This is a genomic window from Ferdinandcohnia salidurans (assembly GCF_042680725.1).
Classification (GTDB): Bacteria; Bacillota; Bacilli; order Bacillales; family Bacillaceae_L; genus Ferdinandcohnia; species Ferdinandcohnia salidurans.
In genome coordinates, this window is record NZ_JBHUEK010000007.1 from 231,111 (window position 1) to 249,761 (window position 18,651).

Below are 18,651 nucleotides of genomic sequence, written 5' to 3' on the forward strand. Positions count from 1 at the left end.
TATTAATTTTTTCATTTATTTTCTTAGCTTTAAAATTAAATCTTCTTGTGGTGTCACATATACAGTTTGTTGATTATCATAGATGACATAGCCAGGCTTTGAACCATTCGGTTTCTTAACATGGCGCACCAGTGTGTAATCAACCGGTACAGAGGATGAATTTTTTGCTTTACTGAAATACGCTGCAATTGTCGCTGCCTCAAGAATTGTATTTGGTAATGGTTGTTTGCTTCTAATAATCACATGTGAACCGGGTATGTCCTTTGTGTGCAACCATATATCATCTCTTGCTGCTAGTTTATTTGTTAAATAATCATTTTGTTTATTGTTTTTACCAACAAGGATTTCTGTCCCATCACTTGCTACATAGAGCTCAACAGAAGGTTTCATAGGTTTCATCTTCTTGTTGCCTTTTTGTTGCTTTTTCTTCAGATAACCTTCTTCCATAAGTTCCTCACGAATTTCTTGCAAATCCTTTGGTGCTGCTGAATCGATTTGTTGTAATAAAGACTCGAAATAAGTAATTTCTTCATTAGCTTTCGCAATCTCATGTTCTACATAGGAAACTGCATTCTTTGCTTTTTGATACTTTGAAAAATAACTTTGCGCATTTTCAGATGGTGATTTTTGTGGATGTAGTGGAATTTTCACCATCTCATTTTCCTCTGAATAGTAATTCAACACTTCAATTTCCTTGTCGCCTCGAGTGATCGCATACATATTCGCTGTCAGAAGTTCACCAAAGAGCTTATATTTTTCAGCTTTTTCAGATTCGACTAAGGTTGCTTCCAGTTTCTTGATTTTTTTCTCGTTTTTTGTTTTTTCATTATGGATAAACCGTTCTAAATCATTGCCTTGCTGCTTAACCCGATCACGTTCAGCTTTTCCAAAATAAAAACGATCGAGCATTTCACTAATCGTAGCGAATGCCTTTGCCTCACCACCAATATGATCTAAAGGAAGGATATAGAAAAAATCCTTTTGGCCCTTTGTTATGATCTGTGGTGTAATTTGATTTTGTTTAATCATCGTAATCATCGATAAAAAAGGATTAGGTAATGTTTTTCGATTAGCTATTCCGGCGCGAAATATAACTTCTTTCGCAAATACAGGGGAGATCCCTGAAAATTTATTCACAATCTGCTGATCTAATCGACCAGCATTAAAGTCAATTTTCCTCAAGAATGTCTCTTCATCGACTGTAAAAGGATTTATCTTTTCCTGAGCAGGCGGAAAAACATATGTATACCCTGGTAATACAGTGCGGTGACGATTGACTGCTGGTGAAATATGTTTGATGCTATCAAGGATTGTCTGTTTTTCCGAATCCACGAGGATGATGTTACTATGTCTACCCATAATTTCAATAATCAGTTGCTTTAGAGAAACATCACCTAGTTCATTGCGGCCTTTTATATCAAAAATGATAATCCTATCCATATCAACCTGACGGATATTTTCGATGATACTGCCTTCTAGATGTTTGCGGAGTAACATACAAAACATCGGCGGCTCCTGTGGGTTATCATATAATTCATTTGTTACATGGATCCGGGCATAACTTGGGTGTGCTGAAAGTAGTAGCTTATGATTCTTTCCATTTGCACGAACCTGAAAGATAAGTTCATTTTTATATGGTTGATAGATTTTTGAAATCCTACCACTATCTAGTGTTTCTTGTAATTCATTCACAATTGCATGTGTGAAGATTCCATCGAATGTCATACGTGTTTCCTCTTTTCCATATCAATAGAAGACAAGGTCTTCTAGTTCCTCTTCAATGTTATTGTACCAATAAATAGGTAACTTAGAAAAAGTATAGCATTTTTTTGGACGAGACTGAATAAGCTTTCATAGATAGAATTTACTTCATCAGAAGTGCGCCACTTCTGATGAAGTAATTCAGCCTCCGGCGGATGCCACGATTTTTCAAAGGTAATTTTTCGAGCATAAGATCAAAGACTAGTTACAGTTACGCCACGTCCTGTGGCAACGTCTTTGTGACCCACATCGTGTGGGCCTAAAAAATCGGGCGGCAAATACGCCAAGGCGCATTTGATTATGATTTAATGTGAGGGGTGTGTAAAAGACGGATGAAGTGGTATGAGCTTAGATCAGAAGAGGTCGAAAAAAAAGTTAATACAAGCCTTTCTCATGGTCTTTCCGACCAAGAAGTAAAGCAGCGACAAAAGCAATTTGGATATAATGAATTGAAGGAAGCAGAACGCCCTTCAGCAATTTTGCTTTTTTTAGCTCAGTTTAAGGACTTTATGGTTCTTGTATTACTTGCCGCAACCTTGATTTCCGGGTTGTTAGGGGAATACATTGATGCTATCGCAATTATGGCTATTGTTTTAATTAATGGATTTTTAGGTTTTTTCCAAGAACGAAAAGCAGAAAAATCGCTTCAAGCTTTAAAGGAACTCTCTGCACCACAGGTGAATGTTTTTCGAAGTAATGAATGGGGTCGTGTTCTTTCAAAGGAACTCGTTATAGGGGATATCATTAAATTCACCAGTGGTGATCGTATTGGTGCAGATGTACGTTTAATTGATGTGAAAAGCTTAGAAATTGAAGAATCCGCACTTACAGGGGAATCTGTTCCTGTTACAAAGCATGTTGAACCGATTCGTGATGGTGATGTATCACTTGGTGACCAAGAAAATATGGCATTTATGGGTACAATGGTTACACGTGGTAGTGGTGTAGGTATCGTAGTAGGAACTGGTATGAATACAGCGATGGGCCAAATTGCAGAACTCCTTCAATCAGCCGAAGCGATGATCACTCCATTGCAAAGAAGGTTGGAGCAATTAGGTAAGATTTTAATTACCGTTGCCTTAATTTTAACTCTCTTAGTTGTAGTCGTAGGTGTTATCAATGGACATGAGCTTTATGAAATGTTCTTAGCAGGAGTTTCATTGGCTGTTGCTGCAATACCTGAAGGATTGCCGGCAATTGTTACTGTTGCGCTTTCTTTAGGTGTTCAAAGAATGATTAAGAAGAACGCAATTGTCCGACGCTTGCCTGCTGTTGAAACTTTGGGCTGTGCCTCGGTCATATGCTCAGATAAAACTGGAACAATGACTCAAAACAAAATGACGGTTACACATCTTTGGTCTGGTGGCAAAACTTGGTCTGTTACCGGTACAGGCTATGATGTAGATGGGAAGTTTTTCTCGGGAGATAGAGAAATCAAACCATCAGAACATAAGACTCTTCAACAATTATTAACTTTTGGAGTGTTGTGTAATAATGCATCATTAAAGCAGAAGGATGATGATATTATCCTTGATGGAGACCCGACTGAAGGAGCATTACTTGTTGCAGGTATTAAAGCGGGACTTACAAATCAATTATTAGTAGAGCAATTTGATATTGTTGAGGAGTTCCCATTTGATTCTGCAAGAAAAATGATGAGTGTCATTGTAAAAGATAGAGCTGGAAATCAATTTGTTGTTACAAAGGGTGCACCAGACGTATTACTAGGTGTTAGTAAATCGGTCCTTTGGGATAATAAACAACAGCCATTAACAGCAGGGTACGAGAATGAGATTAAGGACGCGATTGAGGGCTTAGCTTCGGATGCACTTCGAACGATTGCAGTTGGCTTTAAACAATTACGGCCTAATCAAAAGTTAGTGTCGGAAAGCGAAGCCGAGAGCGAATTAACCTTTATTGGGATTCAAGGAATGATCGATCCACCAAGACCGGAAGTAAAAGATGCCGTTAAAGAGTGTAAAGATGCTGGCATTAAGACGGTTATGATAACAGGAGACCATCTTATTACAGCAAAAGCGATTGCTACACAGCTTGGCATTCTACCTCCAGGGGGTAAAGTGTTAGATGGATATGCTCTTTCGAAAATGGATGTGGAAGAGCTAGAGGAGATCGTCGATGATGTATATGTATATGCAAGGGTGTCACCTGAACATAAATTAAAAATCGTTAAAGCTCTTCAAAGCAGAGGACATATTGTTGCGATGACAGGTGACGGTGTAAACGATGCGCCGGCGATTAAAGCATCCGATATCGGAATTGCGATGGGCATTACAGGTACAGATGTAGCAAAAGAAGCATCATCCTTAGTCTTACTTGATGATAACTTTGCGACGATTAAAGCAGCAATAAAAGAAGGACGAAATATCTATGAAAATATTAGAAAATTTATCCGATATTTATTAGCTTCTAATGTGGGTGAAATACTTGTTATGTTATTTGCGATGCTAATGGGCTTACCATTACCACTTGTACCAATCCAAATCCTTTGGGTTAACTTGGTAACGGATGGATTACCAGCGATGGCGCTTGGACTTGATCAACCAGAGGGGAATTTGATGAAACATGGCCCACGCCATCCAAAAGAAGGGGTTTTTGCAAGAGGCTTGGGTTGGAAAATTGTCAGCCGTGGCTTTTTAATTGGGATAGCAACCCTAGCTGCCTTTATGGTTGTCTATCATAGGGACCCAAGCAATCTTGGATATGCCCAAACCATTGCATTTGCAACACTTGTAATGGCTCAACTTATCCATGTATTTGATTGTCGTAGTGAGCGGTCTATTTTCCACCGGAATCCATTCCAAAATATGTATTTAGTATGGGCGGTTATCTCATCTATCGTATTAATGTTAGTTGTAATTTACTATCCACCATTACAACCGGTCTTCAAGACATTTGCTATTGAACCAAGAGATTGGCTGCTAGTTATAGGAATGTCAGCAATTCCAACATTCCTTTTAGCAGGATCATTATTAACAAACAAGCGTTCCACAGCTCGTGCATAAAGTGTAAGACTTGGATTTTAGTTATAAAACTATGTTATAATTCATGAGGTAATGGAGGATACACTCTATTACCTTTTTTCTTTTTTTTTGTTGAAATGCTTTCAAATACGCCTTGGCGTATTTGCGCCCAGATTTTTTCGAGCTTGCTCGAAAATTTACCTTTGAAAATCTGTGGCATCCGACGGAGGCTTAACTTTATTCAGCCGGAGGTTGGACCACGATTGAATTGTACACTCTGTATGCATTCATCCCCCCACTTAAAAAAGTGGGAGACTTCTGCTGATTAAAGTTAAAAACTATTCGATTTTAATAAACAATGGTAAAATAAGTATAGAATGAAGAAATTTTATCTATAAAGTAATGTCTCTTTTATGTTAGATTGGAAGTGAAAAGATGATAGCAAGTATGACAGGTTATGGTCGTGCCAATAAGGAATTGGATGGCTACACCGTTCATGTAGAACTGAAATCTGTAAACCATCGATTCTGTGAAATCAATATAAGATTACCTAGACAACTACTGTTTCTTGAGGATAAAATAAAAAAAGCGATATTAGAGCATGTAAAAAGAGGACGCGTCGAAGTTTTTTTAAATATTGAAGGTGAAGGACTAGTCACGAAAGCAATTTCCATTGACTGGGATTTATTAGAAGAGCTCGTTTCAACAACCAAAGTCATCCAAGAAAAATACCAACTTAGTGATCAAATTACTTCACAGCAGCTACTTTCAAACGATAATATTCTTTCTATTGAAGAGAAGGAAATGGAGAATAATGAACTGGAATCAACGGTCCTTGAGGTGATTCAAAGTGCTACACTCCAATTAAAACAAATGAGGGAAGCTGAAGGAAAGACATTAATCGAAGTGATTTTCTCTTTTCTCGACCTAGTTGTAGAAAATGTACATACTATTAAAGAATATGCACCAATTGTGGTTACTCAGTATCGGGATCGAATTGAAAAAAGGATCAAAGAATATGTGGGGAATGAATTTGATGAAAATCGTATCCTCACGGAGGTTGCTCTATTTGCGGAAAAAGCTGATATCAGTGAAGAACTGACCCGTCTCGAAAGTCATATTAGTCAGTTTAAAGAAACTGTAAGTACGAATGAACCTATTGGTCGAAAACTCGATTTTATCGTTCAAGAAATGAATAGGGAAACCAACACAATCGGTTCAAAAGCGAATGATCCTACGATTGCTAAACATGTAGTGGAGATAAAAAGTTTACTAGAGAAAATAAAAGAGCAAGTTCAAAATATTGAATAAGCTTGATTATAAAGCCATTATCACGGCAAAAATAGAGGGGTACTTATTGGGGGAGTTTACGTGCAAATCAAATTAATAAATATCGGATTCGGGAATATTGTCTCGGCCAACAGAATTATATCGATTGTGAGTCCCGAATCTGCTCCGATTAAACGAATTATTCAAGACGCTCGTGATCGAGGAATGCTCATTGATGCTACATACGGAAGAAGAACCCGTGCGGTTATGATTATGGATAGTGACCATATTATACTATCCGCAGTCCAGCCAGAGACGGTTGCACAAAGACTATCAAAAGAAGATGAGCTAACAGACGAAGGGTAGGTATTAGAACGAATGAAAGAAAGAGGTTTACTAATTGTTTTATCAGGTCCATCTGGTGTCGGGAAAGGGACTGTTCGAAAAGCTATTTTTTCTCAGCCTGATACAAAATTTCAATACTCCATTTCGATGACGACGAGAAAACCGCGCGAGGGAGAAGTAGATGGTGTAGATTACTTCTTTAAATCGAAAGAAGAGTTTGAGGAATTAATAAAAAATGACAAGCTTCTAGAATGGGCAGAATATGTAGGAAATTATTATGGAACCCCAATTGACTATGTGGAGTCAACCTTACAGGATGGTAGAGATGTCTTTCTAGAAATAGAGGTGCAAGGTGCACTTCAAGTAAGAAAAGCATTTCCAGAGGGGTTATTCATTTTCTTAGCGCCGCCAAGTTTGAAGGAATTAAAGAACAGGATCGTAACGAGGGGTACTGAAACTGATGATTTAATTCTTAACAGAATGAAGGTAGCAAAAGAAGAAATTGAAATGATGGACGCTTATGATTATGTCGTTGAAAATGATCAAGTAGAACTTGCGTGCGATCGAATTAATGCAATTGTAACGGCTGAACATTGTCGAAGAGATCGAGTGTCAAGACGCTATAAAAAAATGCTGGAGGGTGATTTTTAAATGTTAAATCCATCTATTGACTCATTATTAAATAAATTGAATTCCAAGTATACACTTGTAACTGTTGCATCAAAAAGGGCAAGAGAAATGCAAGAGAAGAATAATGGAATGGTACAGAAGCCTGTATCCTTTAAATCAGTTGGTAAAGCATTAGAAGAAATTGATGCCGGTTTACTTTATTATTCGACTGATAATAAAACTGACGTTGATACAACACCAACAATTACTGAATAACCAAAAATAACAACCTCTCATGTAGGTTGTTATTTTTTTAAGAAATGGGGGATTCAAGTGCTAAATAAAAAAATATTACTATGCGTGAGTGGTGGGATTGCGGTATACAAGGCGGCAGCTTTGACAAGCAAGCTGACTCAAGCAGGAGCTCAAGTAAAAGTAATCATGAGCGAATCTGCTATGAAATTTGTTACTCCATTAACATTCCAAGCATTGTCAAGGAATGATGTTTATTTTGATACATTTGATGAAAAAAATCCTGCAGTTATTGCACATATTGATCTTGCAGATTGGGCCGATTTAGTTGTAGTTGCACCTGCAACAGCAAATATAATCGGCAAACTCGCAAATGGAATTGCAGACAATATGATCACGACAACATTGCTTGCAACTACTGTCCCTGTATGGATAGCTCCTGCAATGAATGTCCATATGTATGATCATCCTGCTGTAAAACGAAATATCGAGATCTTAGCTCGGGATGGATATCAATTTATTGAACCTTCTGAAGGGTATTTGGCATGTGGTTATGTTGGAAAAGGACGCCTTGAAGAGCCTGAAAAAATTGTTGAACTTATTACTGCTCATTTTTCTGAAAAACCAATACTACATGGTAAAAAGGTCTTAATAACTGCTGGGCCCACACGTGAGAAACTTGACCCTGTCCGATTTTTCACAAATCGTTCAACCGGTAAAATGGGGTATGCTCTTGCAGAGGCTGCAGGTAAAGCGGGAGCAGAAGTAACCTTGATTTCTGGACCGACTAATCTTCTGGTTCCACCTAATGTTCGAATGATTTCAGTTGAATCTGCAGAAGAGATGTTTACAGAAGTGATGTCCCACTATCAACGAAGTGATATTGTCATAAAATCTGCCGCTGTTGCGGATTATCGTCCAAAGCAAGTCTATGATGGAAAAATGAAAAAGAAAACGGGTGACCTTGTACTAGAACTAGAAAGAACAACCGATATATTAAAAACGTTAGGAGAAAAAAAGAATCATCAATTATTAATTGGGTTTGCTGCTGAAACAGATAATATAGATGAATATGCAAAACGCAAACTTACCTCGAAAAACCTTGACATGATCGTTGCAAATAATGTGACGACACAGGGGGCAGGTTTCGGTACAGATACAAATTTAGTAACGCTTTATAAGAAGGATGGGACACAAAAAGATTTGCCGATGATGACTAAACTTGAAGTTGCAAAAGCAATTCTTCAAGAAGTGAAAAAACTCTTGGATGGCGAGACTAAATGAAAATCGCAAGCATAATCGTCGATGTTCCGGCAATGCAAACAGATAAAACCTATGATTATCAAGTTCCTGATAAATGGAAGGACATCGTCGTACCTGGTATGAGGGTCGTTGTTCCATTTGGTCCCCGCAAAGTGCAGGGATTTGTTATGAGCCTATCAGCTGAGGGAGAAGTGAAAAAGCTAAAGGAAATTCATTCCTTGCTTGACCTTACACCTGCCCTGAACGAGGAGCTTCTTCATATTGGGAAATGGTTAACAGAAAAAACGCTTTGTTTTACAATCTCTGCGTTACAAGCGATGCTTCCATCAGCCATGCGGGCGAAATATGAAAAAGAAATAAGATTACTTGAACCTTCTAACAGAAGTGAATTGGATCCAGCTATACAAGCTTCATTTATCCAACATGATGTGGTGAACTGGGAAGATGCGGAAAAAAATGATTTACTACATATTTACCAAAAGGATATAAAAAAAGGCCTCCTTGAAGTTGTCTACAAAGTAAAAAATCGTAGTAACAAGAAGACAATGAAGCAGGTGCAGCTTTCGATTTCAGCAGATGAGACTGAAAAAATAATCCACGAACTTCCTGCAACTGCTAAAAGACAAAAAGATGTACTAGACTATTTTTTAAAGGACAATAAACCAATCTTTTTAAAAGAACTTATACAGAAGGTTGGTGTGACGGATAGCACGATTCGAACAATGGTCAAAAAGGGCCTTCTTTCAGAAAAAAATGTTGAGGTATACCGTGATCCATATGCGGACAAGCATTTTGAGCAGACTACACCAATGCCACTAACAACTGAACAACAAAACGTGATTTCTCCGATTCTTTCCTCAATTGAGGATGTTCTTCATAAGGTGTTTTTAATGTACGGTGTTACAGGAAGTGGGAAGACCGAGGTCTATATGCAGGCAATTGATGCAGTCTTAAAAAGAGGTAAAGAAGCGATTGTACTTGTGCCAGAAATCTCTCTGACCCCACAAATGGTGAGTCGCTTTAAGGGTCGATTTGGTTCTCGGGTTGCTGTAATGCATAGTGGCCTAGGAATCGGAGAGAAATATGATGAATGGCGAAAGATTTACCGTAAGGAAGTTAGTGTTGTAGTTGGGGCAAGATCTGCTATTTTTGCTCCGTTTGAGAATCTCGGAATCATCATTATTGATGAAGAACATGAATCCAGCTATAAACAGGAAGACAATCCAAGATATCACGCGAGAGATGTTGCAATTTTTCGTGGGCAACTCCATAATGCTCCTGTTATTTTAGGAAGTGCGACACCGACGCTTGAATCATTCGCGCGAGCCTCAAAGAATGTTTATGAGCTTGTAACATTAAAGGAAAGAGTTAATCAAAGGCCACTACCAAGTGTTGAAATCATCGATATGCGCGAGGAATTACGCAATGGTAATCGCTCCATGTTTTCAGGCTCTTTATTTGAAAAATTAACAGAGCGACTTGAACGAAATGAACAATCGGTTTTATTCTTAAATAAGCGTGGACATTCCTCGTTTGTTATGTGCAGGGATTGTGGATATGTCGCAAATTGCCCACATTGTGAAATTTCGCTAACCTATCATAGAACACATCACCGTTTAAAATGCCATTATTGTGGTTACGAAACATTCATGCCTAATACTTGCCAAGAGTGTGGAAGTGAGCACATTCGCTTCTTTGGAACAGGCACTCAGAAGGTGGAAGAAGAACTTGCTAAGGTGTTACCAGAAGCAAGGGTCATTCGAATGGATGTAGATACAACAAGCCGAAAAGGTGCCCATGAGAAGTTATTAAAAGAATTTGGTGATCGAAAAGCTGATATTTTATTAGGTACACAAATGATTGCAAAAGGATTAGATTTTCCAAATGTTACATTAGTTGGTGTATTAACGGCTGATACCATGCTTAACCTGCCAGATTTTCGCTCATCCGAAAAAACGTTTCAGCTTCTGACACAAGTTAGTGGAAGAGCGGGACGTCATGAGTTGCCAGGTGAGGTTGTGATTCAGAGTTATACTCCTGAGCACTATAGTATAGAGCTCGCGAGTCATCATGATTATGACACCTTCTATCAAAATGAAATGAGAATCAGAAAAGCTCATGCCTATCCACCTTATTATTATCTCGCATTAGTAACCGTGACACATCCAGAGTTAACGAAAACGGTGGATGTTGCCGAGAAGATTGCAATCTATTTACGAAAGTCCTTATCTAATCAATCCATCATCCTAGGGCCGGTTACCTCACCGATTGCTCGGATTAATAATAGATATCGATACCAATGCATGATAAAATACAAAAATGAGCCAAATCTTAATAAGCTTTTAAAAGGAATACTAGATCGTTATCAACGAGAAATTTCTCAAAACTCACTTACATTATCAATTGACTTAAACCCATATATTATGATGTAGTTTAAAGTTGTGAAAAAAGAGAGAGACTAGTAGAAAAGCGATAAGCGCGCCCGCTTCTCGGCGACAAGCATAAGACGAGCGCTGACAGAAGGTGCTTTTTACCTTCAGAAGCGATTGTTATGACTCGAGCCGATGGCGCCTAAAGCTAGACATATAAAAAAGTAGAATGTTGGAGGAACACATTTGTCAGTATTACCAATTGTTAAATACCCTAATGAAATACTAGAGGTAGAATGTGAAAAGGTGACCACCTTTGACCGGAAATTGTCAAAACTAATTAAAGATATGTATGATACAATGCTTGAGGCGGACGGTGTTGGCTTAGCTGCCCCTCAGGTTGGAATTGCAAAACAAATCGCAATCGTTGATATCGGAGACGAGAGCGGACTTATTGAACTTATTAATCCCGTGATCCTTGAACGTAAAGGTGAACAGGTAGGTCCAGAAGGCTGTCTCAGTTTTCCGGACCTTTTTGGTGAAGTTACGCGCAATGATTACGTGAAGGTTAGAGCGCAGAACCGAAGAGGGAAAACATACATAATTGAGGCAAGAGAATTCTTGGCCCGTGCGATTCAACATGAAATCGATCATCTCCACGGTATATTATTTACTTCGAAGGTGAACCGTTATTATGAAGAAGGAGAAATTGAAGGGTAGGTAATTACATGGAACGTATAGTATTTATGGGTACTCCAGACTTTTCAGTACCTGTTTTACGTCAAATAATAGAAGATGGATATGAAGTTGTTGCTGTTGTAACGCAACCTGATAGACCAGTTGGTAGAAAAAGAGTTTTAACCCCTCCTCCTGTAAAGGTAGAGGCATTAAAACACAATATTCCAGTCATACAACCAAATAAAATTCGTGAAAAAGAAGAAATTGAAAAAGTTCTAAGTTATGAACCTGATTTAATCGTAACTGCTGCTTTCGGACAAATTCTCCCTAATGAATTATTGGATGCACCTAAGTTTGGTTGTATTAATGTACATGCATCCTTACTTCCTGAGCTTAGAGGTGGTGCACCAATCCATTATTCCATTCTCCAGGGGAAGAAAAAAACAGGTGTTACGATCATGTATATGGTTGAAAAGCTGGATGCAGGGGATATTTTAACTCAAGTTGAAATTCCAATATTAGATACAGACCATGTAGGTTCTTTACATGATAAATTAAGTGTTGCAGGTTCAAAGCTATTATCTGAAACGATTCCTTTGCTTTTAGCAGGTAAAATAACACCAATTAAACAGGATGATTCTAAGGCAACATTTGCATCAAATATTAAACGTGAACAGGAAAAGATAGACTGGACAAAAGATGGAGAGGATATATACAACCATATTCGTGGACTTCACCCATGGCCAGTTGCTTACACTACTTTAAATGGCGATGTAATGAAAATATGGTGGGGCCAAAAGGTACCTTCCTCAACTTCTGCAAAGAGCGGAACGGTTGTTTCAATCGAAAAAGATGGGTTTATTGTTTCGACTGGGAATACTACTTTTATAAAAATCACCCAACTTCAGCCTGCCGGTAAGAAAAAGATGAGTGCAGAGCAATTCCTGATGGGGTCGACTATACAGGTGGGAACTCAGCTAGGAGACAAAAATGACGAAAACTAATGTTCGAAATGTTGCACTTGAAATCTTATTGCAAATTGAAAAAAACCAAGCATATAGCAATCTTCTTTTAAACCAAATGATAAAAAAGCATGAGGTGAAAGGAAAGGATGTAGGTTTACTTACAGAGATTGTATACGGAACAATTCAACGCCGTGATACATTGGATTTTTATTTAGCCCCGTTTTTAAAAAAGAGTAAAAAACTCGATCAATGGGTAAAAATCTTATTAAGACTTTCCTTATATCAAATGATTTATTTAGACCGAGTACCTGAACGAGCTATCTTTTTTGAGGCAGTCGAAATCGCCAAAAAAAGAGGGCATAAAGGTACAGCTTCGCTGGTGAATGGTGTTTTACGTTCCATTCAACGAGAAGGCTTGCCTTCATTAAACCAAATTACCGATGAAGTTGAAAGAATAGCTATTGAAACCAGTCACCCTATTTGGCTTGTCAAACGTTGGGCCCAACAAATTGGAATAGAAGAAACCCGGAAAATGTGTGAAGTGAATTGTACCCCACCGGAGCAAACAGGACGTGTTAATAATTTGGTGACAACGAGAGAAAAGCTTATTCATATGCTAAAAGAAGAAGATATTGAAGCTGTCGAAGGTGATGTGTCTCTTGATGCGATTAAGTCTGTTCGTGGGAATTTGGTTCATTCAAAGACCTTTAAAGAGGGATATTTTACGATCCAAGATGAAAGCTCAATGCTTGTTGCAAGAGCACTCGGTGTTGAAAAAGGTGAACAAATCCTCGATAGCTGTGCGGCACCTGGTGGTAAAACAACACATATCGCCGAATTACTAGGAAACACGGGCAAGGTTTACTCACTTGATCTTCATGAGCATAAAATAAAATTGATTAATGAAGCAGTAAAACGTTTAGGGATTGAAAATGTTGAGACAAAAGCTCATGATAGTCGAAAAGCAAGGGAAATCTTTGAAAGTCAAATGTTTGATAAAATTCTTGTGGATGCACCGTGCTCAGGGTTTGGTGTTATAAGAAGAAAACCGGATATTAAATATACAAAATCGGTATCAGACAATCATAACCTTGCAAAAATACAGTTAGACATACTAACAGAGGTTTCATCTTTATTAAAAAAAGATGGTATACTCGTGTATAGCACATGTACAATAGATTACGAAGAAAATGAAGGTGTAATTAAAACCTTTCTAGAACAAAATCCCGATTTTATACTAGATGAAACAATGCAAAATGATCTTCCTGAAATAGTGAAACCTTATATTAAAAATGGACAGCTCCAGCTTTATCCACATTATTTTGGTACGGATGGATTTTATATTGCAAGATTAAGAAAGCAGGTGTAATGTAATTGGAAGAAGTACAAACAACGAGAAGAAAAAAACAAAATTTACCGAGTTCAAAACCATCAATTTATTCACTTCAATTAGAGGAAATTGAAAACTGGCTCATCGAAAATGGAGAGAAGAAATTTCGTGGAGATCAGATTTTTGAATGGCTCTATTTGAAGCGTGTTACAACATTTGACGAGATGACGAACCTTTCAACTTCATTAAGACAAAAGCTAGCTGAGCATTTTACAATTACGACCCTTAAAACAATCATTCAGCAAACATCAGCTGACGGTACAATGAAGTTTTTATTTGAACTTCATGATGGCTATTCGATTGAAACAGTGCTTATGAGACATAGCTACGGAAACTCTATTTGTGTAACTACACAGGTTGGTTGCCGCATTGGTTGTACGTTCTGTGCTTCAACGTTAGGAGGACTTAAACGTAATTTAGAGGCTGGCGAAATTGTGGCTCAAGTTGTAAAGGTGCAAAAAGCACTAGATGAGCTAGGTGAACGTGTAAGCCATTTGGTCATAATGGGTATTGGAGAGCCATTTGATAACTACGATCAAATGCTTTCATTCCTAAAAATTATAAACCATGATAAAGGTTTAAATATTGGTGCTCGTCATATTACCGTTTCAACAAGTGGGATCATTCCAAAAATCTATAAGTTTGCAGATGAAAAATTACAAATAAATTTTGCAATCTCTTTACATGCACCTAATACTGAAATTAGAAGTAAGTTAATGCCGATTAATCGTGCATATAAACTACCTGATTTAATGGAAGCTGTACGTTATTATATTGATAAAACAGGGAGAAGAATTAGCTTTGAATATGGGTTGTTTGGCGGAGTCAATGATCAAGTTGAACATGCTGAAGAACTAGCAGAGCTACTAAAAGGAATTAAGTGTCATGTGAATTTAATTCCAGTCAATTATGTTCCTGAGCGCGATTATGTTCGAACACCGCGAGAGCAAATCTTTGAATTTGAAAAGACATTAAAGAAGCATGGTGTGAATGTGACAATTCGACGTGAACAAGGTCATGATATTGATGCGGCCTGTGGTCAATTACGTGCAAAGGAGCGTAAAGAGGAGACGAGGTGAACATATGAGGTCGTTCTTTTTGACAAACCGGGGAAAAGTAAGACAAATCAATGAGGATAGCTGTGGTGTATACCATAACAAAGCAGGACAAGTATTAGCAGTAGTGGCTGATGGAATGGGTGGTCACCGAGCTGGTGATGTTGCGAGTAGTATGACAACATCCCAGCTACGGTCTTATTGGGAGCAAGTTGACAAGATCGCGACATCCGAATCAGCAGAAGAGTGGTTAAAAGAGCATATTTCTAAAATAAATTCAAACCTGTATACACATTCACAGGAAAATGATGAATGCAAAGGTATGGGAACGACTGTTGTAGCTGCTATTTGTACAGAGTTGTTCTCAACTGTATCGCATATTGGAGATAGCCGCTGTTATGTTCTAAACAGTCATGGGTTCCAACAAATTACCGAGGATCATTCATTAGTCAATGAACTTGTTCGATCTGGCCATATTTCGAAGGAAGATGCAGAGCATCATCCACGTAAAAATGTCGTTTTACGTGCGTTAGGAACTGAAACACATGTGCAAATGGACCTGAAAACCCTTATTTTAGATGAAGGGGACATGCTCTTAATTTGCTCTGATGGGTTATCAAATAAAGTACCCGAGGCTGAATTAAAAAGCATTCTAGAAAGTGACGAAAGTATTGAAAACAAGAGTGAACAACTTATCCAATTAGCCAATGATAATGGTGGAGAAGATAATATCACACTCGTAATCGTCGATTACACACCTGAAAGTGAGGGAGAATAACCCTATGCTTATTGGAAGACGATTAAGTGGTCGATATAAAATTCTCGAGGTTATTGGTGGAGGCGGGATGGCCAATGTCTATCTTGCACGAGATGTTATTCTTGAAAGAGACGTAGCCATTAAAGTACTTCGTTTAGATTTCTCCAATGATGAAGAATTTATCAAGCGATTTAGAAGAGAAGCGCATGCGGCTACAAGCTTGGCACACCCAAATATTGTAAGTATCTATGATGTTGGTGAAGAAGAGGACATTTATTATATTGTAATGGAATATGTTCCTGGCCAAACTTTGAAACAATACATACAACGAAATGCACCGCTTCATCCAAAAGAAGCGATTAATATTATGTTGCAGTTGACCTCTGCAATCACACATGCCCATCAAAATCAAATTGTTCACCGTGATATCAAACCACAAAATATTTTAATTGATCACGATGGAACGGTTAAGGTAACAGATTTTGGGATAGCAGTTGCGCTAAGTTCAACAACAATAACTCAAACAAACTCTGTACTTGGTTCGGTTCATTATTTATCACCAGAACAAGCGCGGGGTGGAATGTCTACTAGAAAGTCAGATATTTACTCACTAGGTATCGTGATGTTTGAATTATTGACAGGTCGAGTACCTTTTGAAGGTGAATCAGCGGTATCTATCGCCTTAAAGCATCTTCAATCAGATACCCCATCACCAAAAAGATGGAATGCGACCATACCACAGAGTGTTGAGAATGTTATTTTAAAGGCAACTGCAAAAGATCCATTTCATCGATATGATTCAGTTGAAGAGATGGAAGAGGATTTGCAAACTGTGTTATTTCCAAACAGATTAAATGAAGAAAAATTCGTGATCCCTGATATGGATGATGAAGTTACAAAGGCGATTCCAATCATTAAGGATAATAGTCCATTAAAAAGTGCTGAAACAATGGTGAGAGATTCTCAAAAGAACTCAAAATCAGTTGATCAGGACGAACCAAAACCAAAGAAAAAGAAGAAAAAGAAAAATAAGCTTTTAGTTTCTCTGGCCATCATCTTTTTCTTAATTCTTGCTGCTGGAGTTGCTGCAGTAACGATTTTTCCAGCCTTGTTTTTACCGAAGGATGTCGAAGTTCCAGATGTTTCAAACATGACTTACGATCGAGCTGTTAACAAATTGGAGGAAGCTGGATTTACGATTGGTGACACGATTGAAATTAGTGACCAAGAAGTAGAAGAAGGCTATATTGTTCGTACTGATCCTGAAGCAGGAGATTCGGTTAAGGAAGGCGCCACAATTGATTTATATGAAAGTACTGGTAAAAAGAAAGTGGCTTTTAAGGACTATGTCGGTAAGGATTTCGAGGAAGTAAAAGAGAAATTAATTGATAAAGAAAAATATTTAGCTGTGTTTTCAGAAGAAGAATTTTCTGACAGTGCCAAAGGAACAATTCTTAGCCAATCAATTGATGAAGGAGAAGAGGTTGTACCAGAAGAAACAGAAGTAACTTTTACGATTAGTAAAGGACCTGAAACTATTAAACTTGCTGATTTAACAAAATACCCTGCAAATGCACTCGCTGAATATGCGAATAGTACTGGTTTGAATATTGACTCTGCTGAAGAGCAATACTCGGATGAAATCTCTGCTGGCCAGGTGATTTCTCAAACTCCTGCAGCAGGTGCTGAATTAACAAAGGGTGCTAAGGTAAAAGTAATCATGTCAAAAGGTCCTGAGCCCAAGGAGCCAAAAGAAGAAAAACGCACGATAACGATTGATTATACGCCGGATGAAGAGGAAAGCCCGCAGTTAGTGGAAATTTATATTCAGGATGCGAATAATAACATCAACAAGGTTTATGATGATTTTGAACTCAAGGAAAAACGTTCAGTAGAACTTACCTTTGTGATTAACCCAGGTGAAACTGCCGAATACATGGTTTTAATAAATGGAGTATTAGATCAGCGAGATAAAATTCCGTATCCAGAACAATAGGCGTCAAAAGGTATAGGGAATTTTAATCTACCTGACATATTCGTGACGAATGAAATGAAACAAGGAGTGAAACTATGCCAGAAGGCAAAATTATTAAAGCATTAAGCGGATTTTATTATGTCCAAGGTGAAAACAGTGAACTGATTCAATGTCGTGGTAGAGGGGTATTTCGTAAAAATAAAATTACTCCATTGGTGGGAGACCATGTTGTTTTTCAAGCAGAAAACGAAACAGATGGGTATATTTTAGAAGTACTAGAACGGAAAAATGAATTAGTACGGCCTCCGATTGCTAATGTTGATCAAGCCATCTTGGTATTTTCAGCAATTAAACCCGATTTCAGTCCATTGTTGTTAGATCGCTTTCTTGTTTTAGTTGAATCCAACGATATAAAACCTATTATTTGTATTAGTAAAACGGATTTAATTTCTAATGAGTTGTTACAGGAGATTCAGGAGTATGCAAAAATCTACCGAGAAGTGGGCTATCATGTCCTGTTAACTTCAACGAAGGAACGTGAAGGTCTGGACCAGCTTCTGCCTTTACTGGATAATCAGATTTCGGTTTTCGCGGGGCAATCAGGGGTTGGAAAATCTTCATTATTGAATACGCTACGACCGGATCTTGAATTGAAAACGGATGAAATTTCATCATCTTTAGGTCGAGGAAAGCACACAACGAGGCATGTTGAATTAATTGAGGTTGGTAGTGGCCTTGTCGCAGATACACCCGGTTTTAGTTCGTTGGAATTTTTGACAATCGAATTAGATGAACTTTCATACTGCTTTCCAGAAATTTATGATGCAGGAGCAAATTGTAAGTTTCGAGGATGCACCCATATTTCTGAGCCGAAATGCGCTGTTAGACAGGGTATAGAGGATGGTAGTATTGCGCAATTCCGATATGACCATTATGTGAGTTTTTTTGAAGAAATCAAGGATAGAAAGCCGAGGTACTAAGA

At 38.0% G+C, this 18,651-nt stretch carries 15 protein-coding genes; 14 read left to right on the forward strand and 1 reads right to left on the reverse strand.

The genetic code is table 11. The features are described 5' to 3' along the window. Positions 1-15: 15 nt before the first annotated feature. A complete protein-coding gene (locus ACFSFW_RS04080; protein ID WP_388035438.1) occupies positions 16-1,725 on the reverse strand; it encodes an Rqc2 family fibronectin-binding protein in 1,710 nt (569 codons plus the stop codon). 368 nt (positions 1,726-2,093) lie between these two features. On the opposite strand from ACFSFW_RS04080, the gene ACFSFW_RS04085 reads away from it, so the two are divergent. The 14 genes from ACFSFW_RS04085 (at position 2,094) to rsgA (ending at position 18,649) form a co-directional block, all read left to right on the forward strand. Continuing rightward, positions 2,094-4,784 (forward strand): calcium-translocating P-type ATPase, SERCA-type, encoded by a 2,691-nt coding sequence (locus ACFSFW_RS04085; protein ID WP_388035441.1) that lies wholly within the window; start codon positions 2,094-2,096, stop codon positions 4,782-4,784. Positions 4,785-5,177: 393 nt separating this feature from the next. Beyond that, positions 5,178-6,053, forward strand: coding sequence for a YicC/YloC family endoribonuclease (locus ACFSFW_RS04090; protein ID WP_388035443.1), 876 nt, complete (start codon positions 5,178-5,180; stop codon positions 6,051-6,053). 60 nt (positions 6,054-6,113) lie between these two features. After that, the gene (gene remA, locus ACFSFW_RS04095) at positions 6,114-6,377 is read left to right on the forward strand and encodes an extracellular matrix/biofilm regulator RemA (RefSeq protein WP_010282579.1); all 264 of its coding nucleotides are present in this window, start codon (positions 6,114-6,116) and stop codon (positions 6,375-6,377) included. 12 nt (positions 6,378-6,389) lie between these two features. Continuing rightward, a complete protein-coding gene (gene gmk / locus ACFSFW_RS04100; protein ID WP_099363059.1) occupies positions 6,390-7,007 on the forward strand; it encodes a guanylate kinase in 618 nt (205 codons plus the stop codon). After that, complete coding sequence (rpoZ, locus tag ACFSFW_RS04105) at positions 7,008-7,241, forward strand: DNA-directed RNA polymerase subunit omega (protein ID WP_304215730.1); 234 nt, start codon at positions 7,008-7,010, stop codon at positions 7,239-7,241. A gap of 57 nt (positions 7,242-7,298) precedes the next feature. Continuing rightward, on the forward strand, positions 7,299-8,501 hold the full coding sequence (gene coaBC / locus ACFSFW_RS04110) for a bifunctional phosphopantothenoylcysteine decarboxylase/phosphopantothenate--cysteine ligase CoaBC (protein WP_388035448.1): 1,203 nt from the start codon (positions 7,299-7,301) through the stop codon (positions 8,499-8,501). Continuing rightward, complete coding sequence (gene priA / locus ACFSFW_RS04115) at positions 8,498-10,912, forward strand: primosomal protein N' (RefSeq protein ID WP_388035450.1); 2,415 nt, start codon at positions 8,498-8,500, stop codon at positions 10,910-10,912. The genes coaBC and priA overlap by 4 nt, the downstream gene beginning before the upstream one ends. Before the next feature lie 183 nt (positions 10,913-11,095). After that, positions 11,096-11,569, forward strand: coding sequence for a peptide deformylase (gene def / locus ACFSFW_RS04120; RefSeq protein WP_099363055.1), 474 nt, complete (start codon positions 11,096-11,098; stop codon positions 11,567-11,569). A gap of 8 nt (positions 11,570-11,577) precedes the next feature. Beyond that, complete coding sequence (gene fmt, locus ACFSFW_RS04125) at positions 11,578-12,531, forward strand: methionyl-tRNA formyltransferase (RefSeq protein WP_388035453.1); 954 nt, start codon at positions 11,578-11,580, stop codon at positions 12,529-12,531. Beyond that, positions 12,518-13,861, forward strand: a complete 1,344-nt coding sequence (rsmB, locus tag ACFSFW_RS04130; protein ID WP_388035455.1) for a 16S rRNA (cytosine(967)-C(5))-methyltransferase RsmB — start codon at positions 12,518-12,520, stop codon at positions 13,859-13,861. Before fmt ends, rsmB begins: the two co-directional genes overlap by 14 nt. 5 nt (positions 13,862-13,866) lie before the next feature. After that, positions 13,867-14,961: a dual-specificity RNA methyltransferase RlmN gene (rlmN, locus tag ACFSFW_RS04135; protein ID WP_388035458.1), complete on the forward strand. Its 1,095-nt coding sequence runs from the start codon at positions 13,867-13,869 to the stop codon at positions 14,959-14,961. A 4-nt stretch (positions 14,962-14,965) separates the two neighbouring features. Further along, positions 14,966-15,715: a Stp1/IreP family PP2C-type Ser/Thr phosphatase gene (locus ACFSFW_RS04140; RefSeq protein WP_388035461.1), complete on the forward strand. Its 750-nt coding sequence runs from the start codon at positions 14,966-14,968 to the stop codon at positions 15,713-15,715. A 4-nt stretch (positions 15,716-15,719) separates the two neighbouring features. Next, positions 15,720-17,690, forward strand: a complete 1,971-nt coding sequence (pknB, locus tag ACFSFW_RS04145) for a Stk1 family PASTA domain-containing Ser/Thr kinase (protein ID WP_388035464.1) — start codon at positions 15,720-15,722, stop codon at positions 17,688-17,690. 74 nt (positions 17,691-17,764) lie between these two features. Next, the gene (gene rsgA, locus ACFSFW_RS04150; RefSeq protein WP_304215713.1) at positions 17,765-18,649 is read left to right on the forward strand and encodes a ribosome small subunit-dependent GTPase A; all 885 of its coding nucleotides are present in this window, start codon (positions 17,765-17,767) and stop codon (positions 18,647-18,649) included. Positions 18,650-18,651: the final 2 nt, after the last annotated feature.